This window comes from Nonomuraea sp. NPDC005692 (assembly GCF_040631115.1).
GTDB lineage: Bacteria > Actinomycetota > Actinomycetes > Streptosporangiales > Streptosporangiaceae > Nonomuraea.
On the sequence record NZ_JBEXYU010000023.1, the window covers coordinates 82935 to 106391 of the forward strand.

Here is a 23457-nt window from a genome sequence, read left to right on the forward strand (position 1 = left end):
GTCAGGCCCCTTCCAGCTGGCTCGCCGCGGCGTCGCGGCCGCCGAGGCGGCGCAGCAGCAGCGCCAGCGCCAGGCCCACGAGGACGAGGATGACCGCGATCGCGCTGGCCGGGCCCATCAGGTTGGCCTGGAACCCCCGCTTGTACATGTCCAGGGCGAGCACCCGGGTGGCGTCGCCGGGACCGCCCGCGGTCAGCACGAAGATCAGGTCGAAGAACGTCAGCGACCCGACCACCATCAGCGTCGAGGACGTGATGATCGTGTACTTGAGCTGGGGCAGCGTGATGCTGAAGAAGGTGCGCACCCGGCCCGCGCCGTCGAGCTGGGCGGCCTCGTACATCGAGCGCGGGATCTGCCGCACGCCGCCCTGGTAGATCAGCGAGTGGAACGGGATGAACTGCCACGACACCACGAAGATGACCACACTGAACGCCAGGGCGGGCTCGCCCAGCCAGTCCTGGGCCAGCAGGTCGAGGCCGAGCCCGGCGCCGAGCCCGAAGTTCGGGTCCAGCAGCGCCTTGTAGGTGATGGCGACGGCGGCCGAGCTGAGCAGCAGTGGGATGAAGTAGAACACCGACAGCACGGCCCGGTAGCGCTGCCGGCCGGCCAGGAACACCCCGAGCAGGATGCTGGCCGGCGTCTGCACCGCCCAGGACGCGGCCATCACCAGGAACGTCACCCACAGCGCGTGCGGCAGCCCGGGGTCGGCCAGCACGGCCTGCCAGCTCGACAGGCCGGCGAAGCCGATGTCGCCGAGCCCGTCCCAGGAGGTGAAGCTGAGGACGAGGACCCCGATCAGCGGGATCACGCCGAAGGCGACGAAGAGCAGCAACGCCGGGACGGCCAGCCAGGCGAGGGAGCCGCGGCCCCCTCGCCCGGCCGCCGTCGGCGCCCGCCGCCCGGCGGGGATCGGGATCACGCTCACTTGCCGATGACCGCGTTCATGTTCGTCTGGAACTGCTGCGGCGAGATGGACAGCTGGAACAGCTTGGCGATGTTGTCCAGCAGCACCTCGGCGGCGGTCGGGCTGAGCGCCTGGTCCCACGACTGGGCGAAGGTCTTGGCGTTGCTGGCGATGCCGTAGACGAACTTCAGGAACTCGGCGTCGGGGGAGGAGGCGAAGGCCGCGTCGGCGCCCTTGACGATCGGCACGGCGCCCGTGTCCGCCCACTCCTTGACCTCGGTCTGGTCGAGCACGCCGCTGGTGAGGAACTTCTTGGCGATCTCCTTCTGCTCGGGGGTGGCCTTGGCGGAGATCGACAGGTACTGGCCGGGGTTGCCGACGGTGTTGCTCGGGTCGCCCTTGCCGCCGTCCACGGGCGGGAAGTTGATGTAGCCGAGGTGGCCGCCCGGGACGAAGTCGCCGCCGTCGTTCTTCATGCCGCCGTACGTCCAGCCGCCGTGCAGCATCATCGCGGCCTTGCCGGTGTAGAGCAGCGCCTGGTCGGCGTTGGAGTCGGCGGTGATGGAGGAGAAGCCCTTGATGAAGCCGTTCGCCTTGATCAGGTCCTGCATCTTGGTCAGGGCGTCGAGGGCGGCGGGGTTGGACCAGGCGTCCTTCTGGCCGTCGAACACCGCCTGGAACACCTCGGGGCCGCCGATCCGGTCGAACAGGAACTCCAGCCACATCATGTTGGTCCAGCGCGACTGGCCGCCGAGCGAGAACGGCGCGATGCCCTTGGCGTTGATCTTGGGCACGATGTCCATGATCTCGCCCCAGGTCGTCGGGGGCTGCACGCCGACCTTCTCCAGGACCTCCTTGTTGTAGTACAGGACGATCGGCTGCACGGTCTCGCACGGCATCGCGTAGATCTTGCCGTCCACGGTGGCCGCGCCGAAGGAGGAGGGGAACAGCCGGTCCTTGACGGCGGCGTTCTCGGAGAACCAGGACGTGAGGTCCTCGACCTGGCCCGCCTGCACGTAGCTGCGCAGCGTGCCGCCGCCCCAGCCCCAGATCAGCGTGGGGGCCTGGCCGGCGCCGATGGCCGTCTTGATCTTGGTCTTGTAGGCGTCGTTCTGGAACGCCGTGCCCTCGATCGGGGTGTTGGGGTTGGCCTTGTTGAAGCGCTCTATCGCCCGGCGGCGCACGCCTTCCTGCGGCTCGACCGACAGGTACCAGTAGGTGGCCTTGGCGCCGCCGCCACCACCACCGCCGGTCGGTCCGCCGCCACCCGCGCGGGTGGGGCCGGACGTGCCGCAGGCGGCGAGCGCGGCTCCCAGGGGCAGCCCCATCGAGAGGCTGAGGAAGGTGCGGCGAGAGGTTGTCCTGGTCTCCACGCTGATCTCCGTACTCGAATGCCGTGGCCTGGCCGCGGCTCGGTTGTCCTTGGGACGCGTTGGCCGGCGGTCGGATCGGCAAACCCCCCAATGCCGCTCGTCCGCTCGCCGTTGAGTGAACTAGTCGAAACATTTGCGACATGACCGCGCGGCACGTCAATCTAGATTTCGACCATTACCCTGTCAAGACCTCCTACGTGGAAACCGGAGCTGGGCGGCTGCCGGGCCTGTGTAGTAATCTCACGCGGTCATCTAGCTGGCTATTCTGCCCTGGTTGCGGCATTGTGCAGGTGGCAGGCCCAGCTCCGAAATGTTTCGAAACTTTGCGGCAGGAACTCTTGAAGGAGTGCAGTTCATGACGGCTCTAGATCGGACCCCGGCGGATCGGGTCCTCGGTCCGTGGCTGGACCCGGCGCTTCCCGTGGCCGAGCGCGTCGAGGCCCTCCTTCAGGAGTTGACGCTGGAGGAGAAGGTCGCCCAGCTCGGCAGCCGATGGGTGGGCAACGACATGGCGCACGAGGAGGCGGCCCCCGCCCCCGACCCGGACGGCACGGGCACCCACAACGTGGCCCCCATGCAGGACGTTTTCGCGGCCTCCGGCACCGTCCCCTTGAGCGAGGCCGCCCGGCACGGGCTCGGCCACCTGACCCGCGTGTTCGGCAGCGTCCCGGTGACGGCGGCCGAGGGCGCCGCCGAGGTGGTGCGGCTGCAACGCGAGGTCGTCGGCCTCTCCAGGCTCGGCATCCCCGCCCTCGTGCACGAGGAATGCCTGACCGGTTTCACCACCTACGGCGCCACCGTCTACCCGGCGGCCATCGCCTGGGCCGCCACCTTCGACCCCGGCCTGGTCGAGCGCATGGCCGCGGCCATCGGGCGGGACATGTGCGCCGTGGGCGTCCACCAGGGCCTGTCCCCGGTGCTCGACGTGGTCCGCGACTACCGGTGGGGCCGGGTCGAGGAGACGATGGGCGAGGACCCGTACCTCGTCTCGATGCTCGGCGCGGCGTACGTGCGCGGCCTGGAGGGCGCCGGCGTGATCGCCACGCTCAAGCACTTCGCCGGGTACTCGGCCTCGCGGGCCGCCCGCAACCACGGCCCGGTGCCGATGGGCCGCCGCGAGCTGACGGACATGATCCTGCCGCCGTTCGAGGCGGCGATCACCCTGGGCGGCGCCCGTTCGGTGATGAACTCCTACTCCGACGTGGACGGCGTGCCCGCCGCCGTCGACTCCTGGCTGCTGACCGAGCTGCTGCGCGAGGAGTGGGGGTTCACCGGCACCGTCGTGTCCGACTACTGGGCGGTCCCGTTCCTGGCGACCATGCACCAGGTGGCCGCCGGCCCGCAGGACGCGGGGGCACAGGCGCTCGCCGCGGGCGTGGACGTCGAGCTGCCCGACACCCTCGGCTTCGGCCCCCACCTGGTCGAGCGGGTGCGCCGGGGCGAGCTGCCCGAGTCGCTGATCGACCGGGCCGCGCGCCGGCTGCTCACCCAGAAGGTGCAGCTCGGCCTGCTCGACCCCGGCTGGACGCCGGAGGGCTCGGTCGCCGGCGCGCAGGACCTCGAACTGGACTCGGCCGCCAACCGAGCCCTCGCCCGCGAGCTGGCCGAACGCTCGATCGTGCTGCTCGACGCCGGGACCGCGCTGCCGCTGGGCGCGGGTCTCGGCCGGATCGCCGTCGTCGGCCCGTGCGCCGACGACCCGCGCACGTTCATGGGCTGCTACGCCTTCCCCAACCACGTGCTGCCCCGCCACCCCGGGCTCGGGCTCGGCGTCGAGGCCCCCACCGTGCTGGACGCGCTGCGCGCCGAGCTGCCCGGCGCCGAGATCGTGCACGAGCCGGGGTGCGCGGTCCAGGGCGGCGACCGGTCCGGCTTCGCCGCGGCGGCCGCCGCGGCCCGCGCGGCCGACCTGTGCGTCGCGGTCGTGGGCGACCTGGCCGGCCTGTTCGGCCAGGGCACGTCGGGCGAGGGCTGCGACGCCGAGGACCTGCGGCTGCCCGGCCTCCAGGCCGACCTGCTGGCCGACCTGTTCGCGACGGGCACGCCGGTGGTCGTGGTGGTCGTCTCGGGCCGCCCGTACGCGCTGGGCGAGGTGCACGCCGGAGCCGCCGGGCTGGTCCAGGCGTTCATGCCGGGAGAGGAGGGCGGCGGGGCGATCGCCGGTATACTGAGCGGTCGTGTCCAGCCTGGAGGCAAGCTTCCCGTGCAGATACCCCGCCATCCTGGCGGGCAGCCGGGCACCTACCTGCAGCCCCCGCTCGGAGCCGACAGCAAGGGCATCAGCAACCTCGATCCCACCCCGCTGTTCCCCTTCGGGCACGGCCGCTCCTACACCTCCTTCGAGGTCGGCGACCTGCGGCTCAGCGCCGCCGAGGTCCCGACCGACGGCGAGTTCACCGTCTCGGTCCGCGTCGCCAACACCGGCGGCCGGGCGGGCGACGAGGTCGTGCAGCTCTACCTGCACGACGTCCTCGCCCAGGTCACCAGGCCGGTGAAGCAGCTCACCGGCTTCGCCAGGGTGCGCCTCGAACCGGGGGAGAGCAGGCGGGTCTCCTTCCTCGTCCACACCGACAGGACCGCCTTCACCGGGCGCGACCTGCGGCGCGTCGTGGAGCCCGGAGACGTCGAGGTGCTCGTCGGCACGTCCGCCGCCGACCTGCCGTGCCGCGGCGTGGTCCGGCTGACCGGACCGGCGCGGCCCGCCGGCGCGGGCAGGCGGCTGGTCACACCCGTGGAGATCCGAGGAGGAACAGATGCCGGCTCCTAGGCGCGCCACGCTGGCCACCGTCGCGGCCTCGGCCGGCGTGTCCGTCGCCACCGTCTCCAAGGTGCTCAACGGCCGCAGCGACGTGGCCCCGGCGACCCGTTCGCTGGTGCAGTCGCTGCTCCAGCAGCACGACTACGTGCCCGCCACGCCGCGCCGCGGCGAGGCGGGCGGCCCCGCCACGGTCGAGGTGCAGTTCGACGACGACCTCAACGCCTACTCCACCGAGATCATCCACGGCGCGATCGAGGCCGGCGACGAGCTGGAGACGTCGGTCGTCGTCAGCATCAGGAAGAGCCACCAGCGCACCGGCGGCTGGGCGCGCGACCTGGTCGCCGCCGGGCGGCGGGCGCTCATCGTGGTGACCAGCGAGCTGACCGGCGCGCAGCTCGGGGCGCTGACGCGGGCCCGGCTGCCGCTGGTCGTGATCGACCCGCTCAACCTGCCGACCACCAGCGTGACCAGCGTCGGCTCGACGAACTTCGCCGGCGGCCTGACCGCCACCCAGCACCTGCTGTCCCTGGGCCACCGCCGCATCGCCTACATCGGCGGCCCGCCGACCTCGGCCTGCAACCAGGCCCGCCTGCACGGCTACCGCGCGGCGCTGGAGGCGGCCGGCGCGCCCGAGCCGCCCGGCTACGTCCGCACCGCCCACTTCCACTACCAGGACGGCCTGGTCAACGGCGCGAGCGTGCTCGACCTGCCGGAGCCCCCGACCGCGATCTTCGCCGGCTGCGACGAGATCGCGCTCGGGGTCATGGAGGCCGCCAGGTCGCGCGGCCTGCGCATCCCGGAGGACCTGAGCATCGTCGGCTTCGACGACACCCAGATCGCGCGGATGGCCTCGCCGCAGCTCACCACCGTGCGCCAGCCGCTGCGCGAGATGGGCCGGGCGGCCCTGCGCACCGCGCTGCGGCTGGCGGCCGGCGAGCGCATCGACTCCCACCACGTCGAGCTGGCGACCAAGCTGGTGGTGCGCGGCTCGACCGCCCCGGCGGCGCCTACGGAAGGCTGAAGGCCAGGAACACCGACCCGTACGGGTTCGGGTACGGCGTGAAGGAGTACCCGGACTGGACGAACAGCATGCCGTGCGACACCACGGCCCCGCCGCCGCCCGAGACGGCCCCGCCGCGCCCGGTCAGGCCGTTGACCCCCTGCACCTCCTGCATGGTGTCGTAGGCCCACACGACCTCGCCGGTGCGCGCCGAGTAGGCCCGCATCTTGCCGTCCATGCTGCCCTCCCAGACCAGGCCGGGCGTGCTGGAGACGGCCGGGGTGTGGCCGAGCTGGCAGACCTGTGGGTACTGGGCCGCGCCGCCGGTGGCGCAGCCGTCGGCCGGGTTGGGCGTCTCCCACAACAGGTGCCCGGTCGCCGGGTCGAGGGCGAACAGGGTGCCGGGCCGGGCCATGTACGTGGCCACGTACAGGCGCTGACCGTCGAAGGAGGTGCCCCACTGGACGCCGGACAGGCCGCCGCCGGGCATCGGCTTGGACAGCTGCCGCTGCCAGACGATCTTCCCGGTACGGGCGTCGAGCACGTGGTAGACGCCCGCCTTCTGCCCGATGCCGACCAGGGCGCGCCCGCCCGCCCTGAACAGGTTGGGCGCGGCCCCGAGGTCGAAGTCGAGCGCGGTGCCGTCGGGGAAGTTGGGGCAGTACTCGCGGTCCTCGGGGGTGGGCAGCGAGCACTCCAGCCGCCAGGTGTCCACGTCGGTCATCCGCCGGGTCCAGCGCGGGCGGCCGGTGTCGATGTCCAGCGCCAGCACCGAGTCGTAGTGGCCGGCGCTGCCGGTGTAGTTCTGGCCGGTGCCGACGTACAGGGTGCGGGTGACCGGGTCGAGGGCCGGGGAGCTCCACACGCCGCCGCCCGAGGGGGCGTACCGGGGGACGCCGTTGGGCCAGGTGCCGTCCTGGCGGGCCTTCGGGACGGTGTTGAAGCGCCAGACCGGGCGGCCGGTGTCGGCGTCCATGGCGTCGAGGTGGCCGCGGAAGGTGCAGCAGGCGTGCTCCTTGCCGATGATGTTCTCGCCGCTGGAGACGCCGACGTAGACGCGGTCGCCGAAGACCAGGGGCGAGCTGGTCACGATCGCCGTGATGGTGTCGTCGAGCCTGCGGGCCCAGGCCAGGCGGCCGGTGCGCTGGTCGACGGCGTAGAACCAGCCGCGCACGTCGCCGAAGTACACCTTGCCCCTGGCCACGGCCGGGCCGTCCTGCACCTGGGTACGGCCGGTGCCGACGGTGGTCAGGTCGAACTCCCAGCGGGCGGCGCCGGTGGCGGCGTCCCTGGCGTACAGCTTGCCTTCGGGGGAGCCGAAGTACACGGTGTCGCCCACGACGGCGGGCTGGCTGCGCGGCGTGCCGGCCTCCTTGGGATAGGCGAAGGCCCACTTCAGCGCGAGGTCGCCGACCGTGCGCGGGTTGATCGCGCGTTCGGCCGCGTTGTGCCGCCAGCCCAGCGGGCCCTGCTGCCACATGGGCCAGTCGCCTCCGGTCGCCGCCTGCGCGGGCGCCGGGCCCTGCAACAGCGCGAGGCAGAGCGCGGTCAGCAGCCGGATCATGAGGTCGCCTCCTTGTTCCAGAACGCGCACTGGTGCTGCCTGGCGATCTCCCGCGTCACCTGGCTGTCACCGGCCGGGGCCAGGGACATGACGGCGGGGTCGGTGCGGGTGTAGCGGGGCCAGAGCGGGGTCCCCTCCGCGGTCGGGTCGCCGGTACGGGCGAAGCCCGTCCACTGGGCGACGAGCTGGGCGCCGAAGGAGCGCTGGTTGGCGTCCATGTCCTTGACGTCGGAGTACAGGAAGGGCACCTCGCTGATGTGGAAGGCGCCGTTCGGCTTGGTCTGGTCGAGGAAGAACAGCGGCGGCGCGTCGGTGTTGTCCACCTGGAAGGCGTACACCGGGATGTGCGCGGCCAGCCGTTCGTCGTTGAGCAGCGCCGGGCAGACCGAGTTGCTGTCGGCCACGATCGTCCGGTACGCGATGAACGCCGCCGGGGCGGGGAACCTGGCCAGCGGGTAGCGGGCGAGCACCTCGGGGGCGAGGGGGCCGTACTGCTGGCGGACCAGGGTCTCGTACTCGTCCGGGGTGTTCGCGGCGGGGAGCTGGACCTCGTCGCGGCCCACGCCGCGCATGAGGGCGACCTTGTTGACCTTCCCCCTGGCGAACGCCCGGGACGGCGACATGGTCAGGATGCGGCCGTCCACGATGGGGGCGATCGTCCCGCGGTCCGGGCCTAGCCCGTCGGAGGACTGGTCGAGCAGCGCCTTGACCGGCTTGGCCCGCAGGCACGCGGCCGGGTCGGCGGCCTGCTCGCAGCCGAGCGCGGCGGCGAACCTGCCGCCCTGGGCCTGCGCCTCGGCCTGCGTGGGCAGCTCGGCCTTGCAGTCCTGCGGTTGCCAGAAGGTGTTCACGCCGCGCAGCGAGTTGTACTCGCCGCTCTGCACGATCCCCTTCTCGAACAGGCCCTTCGCGGTCGGTGACGCCGTGTGCGCGCAGACGCTCGACCCGCCGGCGCTGGCCCCGAAGATCGTCACGTTGCCGGGGTCGCCGCCGAAGCGGCCGATGTTGCGCCGCACCCAGCGCAGCGCCTCCTGCTGGTCGGACAGGGCGTAGTTGCCGGCGTTCCGGCCGAAGGCCCGGTGTGACAGGAAGCCCAGGATGCCCAGCCGGTAGCCGACGCCGACGTGCACGACGTTGCCCGCCCTGGCCAGGTAGGAGCCGTCGGAGGGGGCGCCGTACCGGAAGCCGCCGCCGTGGAACTCCACCATGACGGGCAGATTCCGGGCCCCGTCGGGGGCGGCGACGTTGAGCTTGAGGCAGTCCTCGTCCTCGGAGGGGGAGCCGAGCAGCTCCGCCTGCGGGCACGGGCTGCCCCGCCCGGTGCCGGAGAACACGCCGGGCCAGGGCGTGGCCCGGCGCGCGGGCGTCCAGCGCAGGTCGCCGACGGGCGGGGCGGCGTAGGGGATGCCGAGCCAGGAGCGCAGGCCCTCGCCCGCGATCCCGCACACCTGGCCCGAGTCGGTGGTGACGGTCGTGCCGGGCGCGCAGGCGGGCGCGCTGCGCGGTGCCGCCTGCGAGGGCGGCGTCGTCAGGCTGAGCGACGCGATCACGACGAGCGCGCTCAGCCCTGGTCGGAGCTTCAACATGCGCAAGTTCCCTCGGTGGATTGACACGGGATCTTGCGCATCGTGTCAAGGCGAGTCAGCCGGATCAATGGCGGCCGTCATACCGGACCGCCATCTCGCCCGTGTGATCACCGCGTGCCGCCTCCGGCTAGCGGTCGCTCCACTTGATCTCGTACGGCTTGAGCGTCAGCTCCTTGCCGTCCACCGTCGTGGTGACCTGCTTGCCGGCGGTGTTGACCGCGAGGAGCTGCCGGGGCTGGGCCAGCACCCGCACCCGCCGGTCGGAGGAGGTGACCGGCTCCAGCTCGGCGCCCGCCGGGAACCAGCGGGTGAAGTCGCTGACCAGCTTGCCGGTGGGCATCAGCGCGCCCGTCCGCGGCTCCCACATGCAGGCCCGGCACTCGCCGTCCTTGGCCTGCGGGTTCCAGTACAGGGCCGTGCTCGCGCCGCTCTGGGCGAACTCCATCATCGAGACGGCCTGCACGGCCAGCCGCATGGGCTCGTCCCAGACGGTGCCGTCCTCGGGCACGAAGTACCACTCCGACCACCACACCGGCAGGTCGCCGGTCTTCTCGCGCAGCCACTTGGTGATCGCGCCGAACTTGCCCAGGGCGCCGAACGCGTCCGGCAGCAGCTCGTGGGTCTCGGTGGGGGAGGCGCCGTCCACGACGACGAAGTCGGCGCCCTTCTTGTGCTTGAACCAGTACTCGAAGGCGTCGAGGGCGTGCTGGTTGACCGCCCCCCACGGGCCGCGCAGCTCGGTGTCGCCCTTGCTGTCGCTGTCGAAGCCCAGGTACGGCCCGCCGATCTTGGCGTCCGGACGGACCGCCTTCACCGCGTCGTACACCTTGTTGTACAGCTCGGTGTAGCCCTTGAAGTCCGCGGGCTTCTTGTGGTCACGCCAGAAGCCCTTGAACTCGTTCCAGACCATGAAGTACTTCACGTCCCGGTAGCGCTCGGCCACGGTCGCCGCCAGCTTGGCGAAGTCGTCGAAGTGCTCCGGGTACGGCGCGTCCTCCAGGTGCTCCTTCCAGGCCGACTCCTCGGTCGGGCCCTCGGGGCCGCCCTTCATCCAGTCGGGGGCGCAGCACAGCGTGATGACGCCGATGCCGCCGGACTCCCGCATGAAGTTCGTCCGGCTGTCGAGGTCCTCCCAGAAGTACTCGCCCCGCCGCGGCTCGGGGTTGAGCGCCCCGAAGCCCATGATGTGCTGGTTCTGCAGCATCGGCGTCTCGGACAGCGCGCGGGCGACGTCCTGCTCCAGGCGCGGGGTGATGTTGTTGGCGCTGACGCCGGTGTGGGTCAGGCCCCAGCGCGGCCAGTCGGCGTCCACGGGCGGCGGCTTGAGCGCCTTGGCGGTGGCGGCGGGCGAGGACGCCGCCGGCGGCTGGGCGCCGGTGGTCTCCTGGCCGGCGGTGGCGCCGAGGGAGCAGCCGGCCGCGAGCAGCGCCATGGCGGCGAACCCCATGACGCAGGTGGCCAACCGGCCAGAACGCCGCGCCGCCGTCCTCCCGCTTACTGTTGACACCTGAATCCCCACCTGGTCCTCGGCGCTTTTTGCCTAGAGCGTTCCATGCCCCCGCAAACGCGGCAAACCAGTGGGCCGGATTCACAGCCAAGCGTTATCTCGCGGACACGGCGGCGCTTCCGGCGCCCCTGGCGTGCCGGAAGGCCGCCGCGTCCTGTCCCTAGCGACCCTGCAGGCCCTTGACGTTGTCCCCGAACGTCCAGCCCTTCGAGCCGTCCCAGTTGATCGACCAGGTCATCAGGCCCTTGAGCTGGCCGTTGAAGGCGTTCCAGCCCTGCGACACCAGCGAGGGGGCCATGTATCCGCCGCCGGCGCCCGGCTGCGCGGGCAGGCCCGGCACCTGCTTGTCATAGGGCACGGTGATCGTCGTGCCCTGGATGGTCAGGCCGTTGTTCAGGCAGGTGGTCTGCACGGTGAAGCCCTGCACGGTGCCGGCGGAGTAGGAGTCGCCGGAGCAGCCGTACATGCTGCCGTTGTAGTACTGCATGTTCAGCCACCACAGGCGGCCGTTGTCGGCGTACTTCTTGATGATCGGCAGGTACGCGCCCCAGATCGACCCGTACGTCACGCTGCCGCCCGTCACGTACGCCGTCTCCGGCGCCATGGTCAGGCCGAACCCGGCCGGCATCTGGGCGAGCACGCCGTCGATGATCCGGATGAGGTTCGACTGCGAGGCGGAGAGCTGGGTGATGCTGCCGCCGCCGGTCAGGCCGGTCTCGATGTCGATGTCGATGCCGTCGAAGTTGTACTTCTTCAGGATCGGCACGACGGTCGCCACGAAGCGGTCGGCGACGGCGCTGGAGCCGAGGTCGATGCCGGCCGCCGCGCCGCCGATGGACATGAGGATCGTCGCGCCCGCGGCCTTGGCCTGGCACATCTCGGCCGGGGTGGCGACCTTGACGGTGGCGTCCATGCCGTCCTCCCACAGCACGGTGCCGTCGGAGCGGATGACGGGGAACGCGGCGTTGATCACGTTGTAGCCGTGCGCCTTGATGCGCGGGTCGGTGATCGGGATCCAGCCGAGCGGCGGGTGCACGCCGTTGATCGCGCCGTCCCAGTTCTCCCAGTAGCCCTGGATCACCTTGCCGGCCGGGCGCGGCTTGGTCGGGCAGGTGGTGTCGGTCGGCGTCACGGTCGGCGTGACCGTGGGCGTCACCGTCGGGGTCACGGTGGGGGTGACGGTCGGGGTGACCGTGGGCGTGACGGTCGGCGTCACGGTCGGGGTGATCGTGGGGGAGGCGGTACCGCCGGGGCCGTCGAAGCTGACGTCGTCGGCGTAGTAGGTGCCCTGCCCGTACCAGCCGTGCAGGAAGATGACCGCGGTGCTCTGGCTCGCGGTGGTCGTGAACGACACGGTGAGCTGCGTGTACGCCCCCGCCGACGACGTCCAGGAGGAGGAGCCGCCGGTCACGCCGAGGTAGACGTAGCTGCCGCGCACCCACGCGCTCAGCGTGTACGTCGTGCTCGGCCGCACCGACACCGACTGGGTGCACTGCGCGGTGTCGGACCCGCTGGCCGCCGCGGCCAGCGCCTTGGTGCCGGAGTGGACCGGGGTGGAGACCACCGACCCCAGCCCGCCGGTGCACGACCACGGCGACAGGGATCCGGTCTCGAAGTCCGGATTGGTGAGGAGGTTGGCCGCCTGGGCGGAGGTCTGGACGACGAGGACGCCCAGTGCCGCCAGGACGGAGGCCAGCAGCACGACGAGGAGACGGCGCGTTCGCTTCATGGTGGACAACCCTTTCGTCGCCCGAGCGCGGGCCCGCGACCAGCGGGTTCATCGGATTATGTAAAGAAACTTTAAAGTTGTCCACGGAGCTTGCATACCACTTGGGTCATATCACGGACGTGCCGTCCGGGCCCCCGCGGACCCGGACGGCACGTCGCGACGCGCTCAGTTCACGTTGAGCGTGAACGTGCTCGTCGTGTTGCGGATATCGGTCGCGTTGTCGCTCAGCCGCAGATTGCCGAACGTGGCCGAGCCGACCGCCGGGCCCTGCCCCGGCTCGGGCAGCTCGTTGACCCAGATGCCGAAGCCCGACTTGGCGTCGAAGGCGTCGCCGCTGCGGTGCGCCCCCGAGATCGACACGTTCGTGAACACGGTGTCGGTGACCGGGTTCAGCGGCGTGCTCGGGCCGGAGTAGCCGGTCTGGAACATGATCCCGCTGTAGGTCGGGTCCACGATGTCCACGTCGGTGACCCGGATCGCGGTGAACTTCTTGGAGGCGGAGAAGATCCACAGCGCCGGGAACGTCTGCTGCCCCCAGAAGTGCCCGCCGGAGCGGACGAGCGAGATGTTCTCGAACTTCGTCTGGCCCGGCCCGAAGTCCCGCATCGGGATGCCGAAGTCCAGCGAGCTGATCGTGATGCCCGAGTAGACCAGGGTGTCGGCGATGTAGGCGTTGCGCACGACGTTGTTCTGGCCGCCGTACACCGCGACGCCCGCGGCCCGCCAGGTCAGCAGCGAGGTGATGTTCTCGAAGACGTTGCCGGACTGGTCGGCGTTGACGTTGTCGATCGCCGCGAACAGCGCGAAGCTGTCGTCGCCGGTGGCCCGGGTCTCGACGTTGGTGATCAGGTTGTTCGTGCTGCCGTTGGTGAAGTTGGCGCCGTCGGCGAAGGTGTTCCTGATGCGCGAGTTCCTGATCGTGACGTGGTCGACGTTCGTGCCCCAGAACATGCAGATCTGGTGCTCGACCCAGATGTCGTCGATCGTGATGTTCGAGACCTTCGACAGGTCGAAGATCTTGCCGGGGCCGTCGATGCGCGAGGTGTAGTTGCCGAAGTGGGCGAACCCGGCGAACGTCGAGCCGTTCGACGACGCCTCGGTGCGCCAGCCGACGTCGGTGCCGTCCTGGCCCGAGGGCGAGACGAACCTGGTGTACCAGGGGCCCGCGCCGACCACCTTGACGGCCTTGCCGTACACCTGGAACTTGCCCGTCGTCTGGTACGTGCCCGCGGGCAGGTAGACGCCGGTCAGGTTGCTGTCCTGGCGCGCCTTGTCCAGGGCGTTCTGCACGTCCTGCTGGGAGAACCCGGCCGGCACGGCGTAGTGCGCGGGGTCGGGGTTGGCGACCGGCGAGACCTGTTCCAGGCTGACGAAGTCGATCGCGTAGGTCGTGTTGTTGGCCGGGTCCTTCTGCAGCCGGATCCTGCTGCCCTTGGGGACCGTGGCGTTCAGCATGACGTTGGCCTCGTCGTAGATGTGGCGGGCAGGGCCGGCGCCGGGCGAGTTGCCGGGGCTCGCCTCCGCGCCGTACAGCCAGGCGTACTTCGAGGTCAGGTCGATGGCCTTGTGGAAGGCGCCGTTGACGTAGATGTTCAGGGTCGAGCTGGTCCCGCCGCCGCCCGGGGCGTCCGGGATGGAGAAGCGGGTGACCAGGGTGTTGGTGTCGGCCTTGGTGGTCCACTCGACGTAGGAGCCGTTCTGGTTCAGCGTCACCGCGCGGCGGCCCGACGCCTCGCCGGCCACCGTGCCGACGTCCCTGCTCGGGCCGACGACCTGCGCGCCGCCGCCGGTCACGCCGTCCTCGGCCTCGTAGGTGTCGTACGGCATGTTCGCGCCGCGGCCGACGAAGAGCTGCTGGACGCTGGTGTTGTTGGCCTGCTTGACCGGCAGCTCGTTGGCGTCGTTCGCGATGACGGTCTTCACTGTGTACCTGCCGTTGGTGGCCGTCCAGGTGCCCAGGGAGACGGGGGCGGTGGTGGCGCCGGCGGCGATCGCGCCGCTGTGGGCGCCGGTCAGGGTTCTGACGACCGTGCCCGCCTCGTTCGCGACGGTCAGCGTGACGCCGTGCGCGCCGGCGGCGGAGGCCACCGTGCCCTGGTTCCTGATCGCGACCGAGAAGGCGACCGTGCTGCCGGCGGCCGGGTTGCCCGGCGTCCAGGAGACCGGCGAGGCGACCAGGTCGGAGGTGTCCACCGGCTTGACGACCAGCGGGGACGGGCCGGTGAGGGAGTTGTTGGACTCGTTCTGCTCGATGACGGCCCCGGCGTCGTCGGCCTTGGCGGTGACCGGGTAGCTGCCGGCGTCCCGGGCGCCGATGTTCGCGGTCACGGTCGCCGAGGAGCCCGCGGCCAGCGCGCCCACGTTCGCGGTGGCGACCTTGCCGCCGCCGAGGGAGAAGGCGACGTCGGTCGCGGCCGACGCCGCGTTGCCGGCGTTCCTGACCACGGCCGACAGCGTGACCGCGTCGGTCTCCACCGGCGCCTGCGGCGACCAGGACAGCGAGGTCACGGTCAGGTCGGGGTTCGGCGCGGGCACGCCCATGACCTGCAGCTCGGCCACCTGCCCCGCCGGGGCCCCGGTGTTGGCCGTGAACGAGAGCCGCACGTCGGCCACCCGCGCGCCGACCGGGATCGTCACCGTGTTGCCCGAGGCCGGGTCGAACGTGTACGCCGCCGAGGAGACCAGGTTCGTGAACCCCGAGGCGCCCTGCTCCCTGCCGAGCACCTGGAACGTCTGGGTGCGGGTGCTCCACACGGCGGCCGGGTCCAGCCTGACCACGACCGAGGAGACGTCGGCGTTCGCGCCGAGCTGCACGGTCAGCGTGTTCGGATAGCTGCCGCCCGCGCCCTCCCAGTACGTCGTCACGCTGTTGTCGTTGGCGTTGGCGGCGACGTAGGTGTGCACGTAGGAGGAGGCGGTGATCGGCTTGCCGGCGGCCAGGTTGGAGCCGCCACCGCTGCCGGTGCGGGTGACGGTGTTGCTCGCCGGTGACTGGTTGCCCGCCGCGTCCCTGGCCCTGACCTGGTAGGAGACCGTCAGCGTGCCGGGCTGGGTGTCGGTGTAGGTCAGCACGTTCCCGGCGACGCTGCCGCGCAGCGCGTTGTTGGCGTAGACGTCGTAGCCGGTCACGCCCACGTTGTCGGTGGCGGCGGTCCAGGTCAGCCTGATCTGGCCGGCGACGGGCTCGGTAAAGGCCAGGCCGCCCGGCGCGGACGGGGCCTGGGTGTCGCCGGAGCCGGGGCCGCGCACCTCGAACTCCGAGACCTGGGCGGCGGGCCAGCCGGTGTTGGCGGTGACCGTCACCCGGACGTACCGGACGGTCGCCGCGGTGAAGGTGATCGTCGCCGCCGGGGCGAACGTGCGCACGGCCGAGGCCGACAGCGTCGTGAGCGGCGAGCCTTCGGCGCCGCCCTGGACCGTCAGCGTCTGCGTCCTGGACTCCCACGTGGAGGGCAGCTTCAGGACCACCTCGTTCACGCTGACGGCCGAGCCGAGGTCCACCTGGATCCACTGGGGGAAGGCGTTGTTGGCGCTCTCCCAGTAGGTGGCCTGGTTGCCGTCGGTGGCGTTGCCGCCGCCGTAGACGTCGGTGGTGCTGCTCACCGTGACCGGTTTCCCGGCCGCCAGGTTCGCGCCCGCGGCCGCGGCCGGCAGGGCCGTCCAGCCGATCAGGGCCAGGGCGACGGCCACGGCCGCCGCGAGCGGTCGTAAGAGGGAGGGCTTGCGTCTCATGGGGGGTGTCACCTCTCGTCGGGCGGGGAGGGTTGCCCGCACCTTAAGTTGACCCCTAGAAATCCGCAATGTTTCTACTTCATTTCGCAAATAATCGACTACAGCATGATTTCCCTGCTCCAGCGAAGCAGGCAGGTCACGGCTCATGCGAGAGCGGTGGAATCCATGCTCATCGCCTGCAAGGTCCGGCGCAAGTGGTTGCAAGTCTTTGCGGGATTGGTCGTATAGTTTGCGCATGACCCGACGACTCGGAGACGTGGCCAAGAAGGTCGGCATGAGCGAGGCGACCGTGAGCCGGGTGCTCAACGGCAAGCCCGGCGTGTCGGAGGCCACCAGGGAGGCCGTGCTCACGGCCCTCGACGTGCTCGGGTACGAGCGCCCGACCCGGCTCCGCGGCGACCGCGCCCGGCTGGTCGGCCTGGTGCTGCCCGAGCTGCAGAACCCGATCTTCCCGGCGTTCGCCGAGGTCGTCGGCGGCGCCCTGGCTCAGCAGGGCTTCACCTCCGTGCTCTGCACCCGCACGGTCGGCGGGGTGAGCGAGGCCGACTACGTCAGCCTCCTGCTCTCCCAGCAGGTCAGCGGCGTCGTCTTCGCCGGCGGCCACTACGCCCAGGCCGACGCCTCCCACGGGCACTACGAGCTGCTCTACGAGCGCAAACTGCCGACCGTCCTGGTCAACGCCGCCGTCGAGCACCTGGGGTTCCCGCAGGTGTCGGCCGACGACGTGGTGGCCGCCGAGATCGCGCTCGGCCACCTGCGCAGCCTCGGCCACGAGCGGGTGGGCCTGGTGCTCGGGCCGCGCGACCACGTGCCGTCCCGGCGCAAGCTCGCCGCCGTGGCGGGGCAGGTCGATCCCGCGCTGGTCGAGCACAGCATGTACTCGCTGGAGGGCGGCCACGCGGCGGCCGCCAGGCTGGTCGCCAGGGGCGTGACCGGCATCGTGTGCGCCAGCGACATGCTCGCGCTCGGCGCGGTGCGGGCCGTGCGCCGGGCCGGCCTGTCGGTGCCGGACGACGTCTCGGTCGTCGGGTTCGACGACTCGGCCCTGATGAACTGCACCGACCCGCCGCTGACCACCGTGCGCCAGCCGATCGACGCCATGGGCCGGGCCGCCGTCGACCTGCTCATCGCGCAGATCGACAAGCACGTGGTGCCCGCCGACGAGCTGCTCTTCGACCCGGAGCTGGTGGTCAGGGCCTCGACGGGACGGGTTCGCGGCTCGTCCTGAGAACGTCTTCCGGTGACCTAGTCGTTATCTTGCAACCCTATGTCGAAACATTGCGGACATCTGGGGGATCTGCCATTGTGAGCGCACAGCGGGGCGCCTCACCGTCCCCCGGCTTCGTCAAGCTTCGGAAGGGTCAGATCGATGAAGAGATCGGACTATCGCAGGACTGTGGGGCTGCTCGTGGCGGCAGGCCTGAGCATGAGCGCCGTGGCCTGCGGCAGTGGCGACGACACCAAGCCCGAGGCGCAGGGCAGCGCCTCGGGCGCCGCGCAGGTGAGCATCACCGTCGCCTGCCAGCCCGCGAAGTCCGCCCCCAAGGAGCGGCAGGCCTGGGACGACGACGTGGCCGCGTTCATGAAGGCCAACCCCGGCGTGACGGTCAAGAGCACCGACCAACAGCCCTGCTTCGACCCCAAGACCTTCGGCCCGAAGCTGGCCGGCGGCCAGATGGAGACCGTGTTCGTGGTGCCGGTCACCAACTACGGCGACGTGATCGCCAAGGGACAGGGCCTGGACATCACGCCGTACACCGGTGAGATCAAGAACTGGAACGACCTGCGCCAGGACGTCCGCGACCTGGTCACCAAGGACGGCAAGGTCTACGGCGTCCCCAACGTCCACTACAGCGTCGGCCTGGTCTACAACCGGGCGCTGTTCACCAAGGCCGGGCTCGACCCCAACAGCCCGCCCAAGACCTGGGCCGAGGTCCGCGAGGCCGCCAAGAAGATCGCCGCGCTCGGCGGCGGCGTCATCGGCTACGGCGAGTACTCCGGCGGCAACACCGGCGGCTGGCACTTCAACCAGGCCCTGTACGGCCGCGGCGGCGACATGGTCTCGGCCGACGGCAAGACCGCCGCGTTCAACTCGCCCGAGGGCAAGGCCGTGCTCCAGTTCCTCAAGGACCTGCGCTGGGTGGACAAGAGCACCGGCGCCAAGCTGTTCAACGCCTGGGAGCCCCTCATGCAGGCCATGGGCTCGGGCAAGGTCGGCATGATGCTCGGCGCCCCCGACGTCGTCACCGACGTGGTCAACAAGTTCAAGGGCGCCGCCACCGACTACGGCATCACCGGCTTCCCCGAGGCCAAGGCGTCGCTGAGCGGCGGCGAGGCGTTCTTCGTCAACCCCAAGGCCACGCCCGAGCAGGCCAAGGCCGGCCTGGCCTGGGTGAACTTCCGCTTCAACACCGTCGACAAGGGCCGCTTCGACTTCGCCCGCGGCAAGTCGCTCGGCAACCCGGTCGGCGTGCCCGACAACGACGTCTACGGCGCCTCGCCCACCGGCAAGGCCCTCCAGGACGCCCGCAAGGCCAACGCCACCCTGCCGGTGGAGAACTACCAGCCGTACGTCGACGCCTCGGCCACCATCCCGCCCAAGATGGAGCCGCCGCACGCCCAGGAGCTCTACGCCATCCTCGACGTCGCCATGTCGGCCGTGCTGAGCCGCGAGGACGCCAGCGTCGACCAGCTGCTCGCGGACGCCGAGACCAAGGCGAACGCCATGCTCGGCAAGGGCTGAGCGGAACGTGGGACCGGGGCGCCGCGCCCGCCGGCGCCCCGGTACGTCGAGTCGGTGATCGGAGACACCTCATGAGCATTGCGACCGCCGGAGCCGCGCGACGGCCGAGGCCGCCCTCGCCGTTGCGCCGGGCGTTGCGGAGGAACCTGACGGCCTACGGGTTCATGGTCGGGGCGCTGTTCTGCTTCGTCCTGTTCTCCTGGTATCCCATCGTCCAGGAGTTCATCCTCAGCTTCCAGAAGACCGACCTGGTCAACGAGCCGGAGTGGGTCGGGCTGGACAACTTCAGGGCCGCCTTCGCCGACCCCGCCTTCGGGCCCGCGTGGCTGAACACGCTCATGTTCACCGTCCTCGCGCTGGTGCTCGGCTACGGGCTGCCGTTCGCGGTGGCGATCCTGCTCAACGAGCTCCGCCACTGCCGGGCCTACCTGCGGTTCGTGGTGTACCTGCCGGTCATGCTGCCCCCGGCCGTCGCGGTGCTGCTCTTCCGCTGGTTCTACGACCCCGACGTCGGCCTGTTCAACCAGATCCTCGGCTTCTTCTCGCTGCCCGGACTCAACTGGATCTACTCGACCGACACCGCGCTGCTCTGCCTGGTGCTCGTCTCGACCTGGATGAACATGGGCTCGGCGACCCTGATCTACCTCGCCGCGCTGCAGAACATCCCGCCCGACCTCTACGAGGCCGCCGAGCTCGACGGCGCCGGCGTGTGGAAGCGGATCAGGCACATCACGATCCCGCAGACCCGGCTGATCCTGCTGCTCATGCTGATGTTGCAGATCGTCGCGACCATGCAGGTCTTCATCGAGCCGTACCTGCTCACCGGCGGCGGCCCCGAGAACGCCACCGCCACCGTCGTCTTCCTGATGTTCCAGCAGGCGTTCACCTACAGCGACTACGGCGCGGGCGGCGCGCTCGGGATGATGCTCATGGTCGTCCTGCTCGCCTTCGCCGCCGTGCAGCTCCGGCTGACCCGCGAGGAGAAGGGCTGACCATGTCGAACGCCACCCTGCGGCGCCCCGCCGCGCCGCCCTCGCCAGGACGCCGGGCGAGGAGACGGCCGCCCAGGCGCATCGAGGTGCAGTTCCGCACGATCATCTCCCCGCACCAGCTCAACAGCCGGTGGGGACGGCGGGTCTACTGGACGGTCCTGGTCGCGACGGTCGTCACGTTCACGGTCGTGTTCCTCCTGCCGATGTACTGGATGATCACCGGCGCGCTGAAGTCGGCCGAGGAGTTCGCCCAGGTGCCGCCCACGCTCTTCCCGAAGGAGCTGAACTTCGGGAAGTTCCTGGAGTCGTGGGAGCTGTTCGACATCGGCACGCTGCTGAAGAACACCGTCCTGTACGCCGCCGGCGGCTGGCTGATCACCATGTCGGTCGACGTCGCCGCCGCGTACGCGCTGTCGAAGCTGCGCCCGGCGTTCGGCAACGTCATCCTCGGCGCCATGCTGGCCACGCTGATGATCCCGCCGATGGTCGTGCTCATCCCCACCTATCTCGCCATCCACGACGTGCCGATCCTCGGCTGGGACCTGCTGAACAACCCGTGGGGACTGTGGCTGCCCGCCGCGGCCAACGGCTTCAACATCTTCCTGCTCAAGAGGTTCTTCGACTCCATCCCCCGCGAGCTGCTCGAAGCCGCCCAGATCGACGGCGGCGGCCCGTTCCGCATCCTGTGGTCGGTGGTGCTGCCGGTCTCCCGCCCGATCCTCGGCGTGACGTCGATCTTCACGATCGTCACCTCGTTCAAGGACTTCATCTGGCCGCTGCTCGTCATGAGCGACAGCGAGAAGATGACGCTCAGCGTGGGCCTGGCCCAGACCGCCGGGGCCGTGTCGCAGGACCAGGTCATGGGCGGCCTGGTGATCGCCAGCATCCCGACCGTCATCGTCTTCTTCATCTTCCAGCGGCACATCATGGCGGGACTCACCGCCGGCAGCCTCAAGGGCTGAGTGCCTCCACCTATGGCAAGGAGTTGTCTTCAGCATGTCCGAAACGTGGTGGCGGGGAGCCGCGATCTATCAGGTCTACCTGCGCAGCTTCGCCGACGGCAACGGTGACGGCGTGGGCGACCTGGCGGGGCTGCGGGCACGTTTGCCGTACCTGTCGGCGCTCGGGGTGAACGCGATCTGGCTAAACCCCTGGTACCCTTCGCCGCTGGCCGACGGCGGGTACGACGTGGCCGACTACCGGGACATCGATCCCGTGTTCGGCACCCTGGCCGAGGCGGAGGAGTTCATCGCCGAGGCGCACGGGCTGAACATCAGGATCATCATCGACGTGGTGCCGAACCACAGCTCGACCGCGAGCGCGTGGTTCCGGGAGGCGTTGCGCGACCCGTCCGTGCGCGACCGGTTCTGGTTCCGGGACGAGCCCGGCGAGTGGCAGTCGATCTTCGGCGGCCCCGCCTGGACCCAGCTGCCCGACGGCCAGTGGTACCTGCACCTGTTCGACCCCGGCCAGCCCGACCTCAACTGGACCAACCCGGACGTGCACCGCGAGTTCCACGACGTGCTGCGCTTCTGGTACGACCGCGGCGTGGACGGCATCCGCATCGACTCGGCCGCCCTGCTGGCCAAGCCCGACGGCCTGACCGGCTCGTACGAGGACCTGGACGAGGTCCACGACGTCTACCGGAGCTGGCGCCTGATCAACGACGAGTACGCCGACCGCGTCCTGGTCGGCGAGGTCTGGCTGCCCGACCAGGAGCGTCTGGCCCGCTACCTGCGCTCCGACGAGCTGCACACCGTCTTCAACTTCCCGTTCCTGGCCTGCCCCTGGGAGCCGGCCGGGCTGCGCCAGGTGATCGAGCAGACCCTCGCCACCCACGCCCCGCTCGGCGCCCCGCCCACCTGGGTGCTGTCCAACCACGACGTCGCCCGCGTCGTCACCCGGTACGGCCGCGCCGACACCTCCTGGGACCACGGCGACCGCAGGGACGGCGCCCCCTCCGACCTGGAGCTCGGCTACCGCCGGGCGCGCGCGGCGGCGCTGCTGGCCATGGCGCTGCCCGGCGGCATCTACATCTACCAGGGCGAGGAGCTGGGCCTGCCGGAGGTGGACGACATCCCCGACGAGCTGCGCCAGGACCCGATGTGGCGGCGCTCGAACCACACGGTGAAGGGCCGCGACGGGTGCCGGGTGCCGTTGCCGTGGTCGGGAGACGAGCCGCCGTTCGGCTTCGGCACGGCCACGCCGTGGCTGCCGCAGCCGGACGCCTGGAACAAGCTCACCGTCGAGGCACAGACCGCCGACCTGGGCTCGATGCTCAACCTCTACCGGGACGGGCTGCGCATCCGTGCCGAGCGGCTCGGCGACGGGACGCTCACCTGGCTCGACCTCGGGCCCGACGTGCTCGCCTTCACCCGGGAGTCCGGCCTGACCTGCGTGGTGAACCTGGGCGCCGACCCGGTGCCGCTGCCCGCCCACGGCACGGTCCTGCTGGCCAGCGGCACCCTGGACGGCGACCGCCTGCCCACCGACACGGCGGCCTGGCTGGCCTGACACCGCCCCGGCCCGTCCGGAACGCCCGGGGACGCCCGCTCCGGGCGCGGGCCTTCCGGCGGGTCAGCCCTGGACGCGGAGGTCGGCGAAGAGGGCGCGGTGGTCGGAGCCGGGCAGGTCGAGGATCCGCACGTCCACCGCCCGCGCCCGCCCGTCCGTGAGCACGTGGTCGATCGCCACCAGCGGCGGGAACCGGCGCATCGGCCACGTGGGGACCAGCCCCTTGCCGGTGGCCGCCGCCGCGTCGGTGTAGCCGGTGCCCAGCAGCCGCCGGAACACGGCGTGGTCCAGCGTGGCGTTGAAGTCCCCGGCCAGGACGCGCGGCGCGCCCGTGGACGGCGCGGGCGGCAGCGTCCCGACCCCCGCCTCCCACTCCGGCACCGTCGAGGGCACCGGCGCCACCGGATGCACGACCACCACCTCCACCGCGCCGCCGGGCAGCGCCGCCTCCACGACCGGCATGTGGTGCCCGACCGGCTGGAACACGCCCGTACGCTCGCGCAGCGGGTGGCGCGCGTACACGCCGCTGCCCACCGGCCCCCACGTCTCCGGCTTGGTGACCTGGTACGGCAGCAGCGTCTCCAGCCCGGCCGCCGCCAGCCGGTCGCGTTCGGACCAGGTCAGCTCCTGGAGGCTGAGCACGTCCACGTTCAGGGTGCGGACCAGGTCGACGATCGTGCGGGCGTCGCCGCGGCCGCCGTTGAGGTTGGCGGTCAGCACGCGCAACGGGCGGCCGGTCGCGGCGTCCGTACCGCCGGCCAGGACGCGCGGGAGCACCAGCCAGGCCAGGCACACGCACACCGCCAGCATGACCGCGACCGCCGCCCTGCTGCGGACCAGCGCCGCCACCCCCAGCACCAGCAGCGCCGCCACCCCGAAGTACGGCGTGAAGGACACCAGCGGGACCAGCAGGACGCCCGACTCCAGGCCGCCGACCCGGACCGCCGTCCCCGCCGCGAACAGCACCGCGACCGCCGTCGCCAGCCGCCGCCGCCAGACCCGGCGCGGACGCGTCCGCACGGGCTCCTTCACCACTTCGTCCGTGAGCACAGCCC

The 23457-nt window shown here is 71.1% G+C and carries 15 protein-coding genes; 7 read left to right on the plus strand and 8 right to left on the minus strand.

Going from position 1 to position 23457, the window contains the following annotated elements; all coding sequences use genetic code 11:
• Nucleotide 1 precedes the first annotated feature (1 nt).
• Both ABZ459_RS35515 and ABZ459_RS35520 read right to left on the minus strand, forming a co-directional pair.
• Nucleotides 2–925 (minus strand): sugar ABC transporter permease, encoded by a 924-nt coding sequence (locus ABZ459_RS35515; protein ID WP_357979753.1) that lies wholly within the window; start codon nt 923–925, stop codon nt 2–4.
• On the minus strand, nt 922–2277 hold the full coding sequence (locus ABZ459_RS35520; RefSeq protein WP_357979755.1) for an extracellular solute-binding protein: 1356 nt from the start codon (nt 2275–2277) through the stop codon (nt 922–924). The genes ABZ459_RS35515 and ABZ459_RS35520 overlap by 4 nt, the downstream gene beginning before the upstream one ends.
• Before the next feature lie 355 nt (nt 2278–2632).
• Between ABZ459_RS35520 and ABZ459_RS35525 the strand changes: the two genes are divergently transcribed.
• The gene (locus ABZ459_RS35525) at nt 2633–5044 is read left to right on the plus strand and encodes a glycoside hydrolase family 3 N-terminal domain-containing protein (protein ID WP_357979757.1); all 2412 of its coding nucleotides are present in this window, start codon (nt 2633–2635) and stop codon (nt 5042–5044) included.
• The gene (locus tag ABZ459_RS35530) at nt 5031–6056 is read left to right on the plus strand and encodes a substrate-binding domain-containing protein (protein WP_357979759.1); all 1026 of its coding nucleotides are present in this window, start codon (nt 5031–5033) and stop codon (nt 6054–6056) included. Before ABZ459_RS35525 ends, ABZ459_RS35530 begins: the two co-directional genes overlap by 14 nt.
• Here ABZ459_RS35530 and ABZ459_RS35535 read toward each other — a convergent pair.
• The 5 genes from ABZ459_RS35535 to ABZ459_RS35555 all read right to left on the minus strand — a co-directional run bounded on the left by ABZ459_RS35535 (nt 6043) and on the right by ABZ459_RS35555 (nt 16153).
• Nucleotides 6043–7599, minus strand: coding sequence for a PQQ-binding-like beta-propeller repeat protein (locus ABZ459_RS35535; protein WP_357979761.1), 1557 nt, complete (start codon nt 7597–7599; stop codon nt 6043–6045). The genes ABZ459_RS35530 and ABZ459_RS35535 overlap by 14 nt on opposite strands.
• Nucleotides 7596–9185: a carboxylesterase family protein gene (locus ABZ459_RS35540; protein ID WP_357979763.1), complete on the minus strand. Its 1590-nt coding sequence runs from the start codon at nt 9183–9185 to the stop codon at nt 7596–7598. The genes ABZ459_RS35535 and ABZ459_RS35540 overlap by 4 nt, the downstream gene beginning before the upstream one ends.
• A 127-nt stretch (nt 9186–9312) precedes the next feature.
• Complete coding sequence (locus ABZ459_RS35545; RefSeq protein WP_357979765.1) at nt 9313–10647, minus strand: xylan 1,4-beta-xylosidase; 1335 nt, start codon at nt 10645–10647, stop codon at nt 9313–9315.
• Between the two features lie 205 nt (nt 10648–10852).
• The gene (locus ABZ459_RS35550) at nt 10853–12421 is read right to left on the minus strand and encodes a glycosyl hydrolase family 18 protein (protein ID WP_357979767.1); all 1569 of its coding nucleotides are present in this window, start codon (nt 12419–12421) and stop codon (nt 10853–10855) included.
• Nucleotides 12422–12586: 165 nt separating this feature from the next.
• A complete protein-coding gene (locus tag ABZ459_RS35555; RefSeq protein ID WP_357979769.1) occupies nt 12587–16153 on the minus strand; it encodes a discoidin domain-containing protein in 3567 nt (1188 codons plus the stop codon).
• A 235-nt stretch (nt 16154–16388) separates the two neighbouring features.
• Here ABZ459_RS35555 and ABZ459_RS35560 point away from each other — a divergent pair, with 235 nt between their 5' ends.
• The 5 genes from ABZ459_RS35560 (at nt 16389) to ABZ459_RS35580 (ending at nt 22402) form a co-directional block, all read left to right on the plus strand.
• Entirely contained in the window at nt 16389–17381 is a 993-nt protein-coding gene (locus ABZ459_RS35560; protein WP_357979771.1) for a LacI family DNA-binding transcriptional regulator, read from the plus strand.
• Nucleotides 17382–17522: 141 nt separating this feature from the next.
• A complete protein-coding gene (locus ABZ459_RS35565; protein ID WP_357979773.1) occupies nt 17523–18896 on the plus strand; it encodes an extracellular solute-binding protein in 1374 nt (457 codons plus the stop codon).
• Nucleotides 18897–18967: 71 nt separating this feature from the next.
• The gene (locus ABZ459_RS35570; protein WP_352325894.1) at nt 18968–19888 is read left to right on the plus strand and encodes a sugar ABC transporter permease; all 921 of its coding nucleotides are present in this window, start codon (nt 18968–18970) and stop codon (nt 19886–19888) included.
• 2 nt (nt 19889–19890) lie between these two features.
• Nucleotides 19891–20850 (plus strand): carbohydrate ABC transporter permease, encoded by a 960-nt coding sequence (locus ABZ459_RS35575; protein WP_357979776.1) that lies wholly within the window; start codon nt 19891–19893, stop codon nt 20848–20850.
• 34 nt (nt 20851–20884) lie between these two features.
• Nucleotides 20885–22402, plus strand: coding sequence for a glycoside hydrolase family 13 protein (locus ABZ459_RS35580; RefSeq protein WP_357979778.1), 1518 nt, complete (start codon nt 20885–20887; stop codon nt 22400–22402).
• Between the two features lie 63 nt (nt 22403–22465).
• On the opposite strand, the gene ABZ459_RS35585 is transcribed toward ABZ459_RS35580, so the two are convergent.
• Nucleotides 22466–23452: an endonuclease/exonuclease/phosphatase family protein gene (locus ABZ459_RS35585; protein WP_357979780.1), complete on the minus strand. Its 987-nt coding sequence runs from the start codon at nt 23450–23452 to the stop codon at nt 22466–22468.
• Nucleotides 23453–23457: the final 5 nt, after the last annotated feature.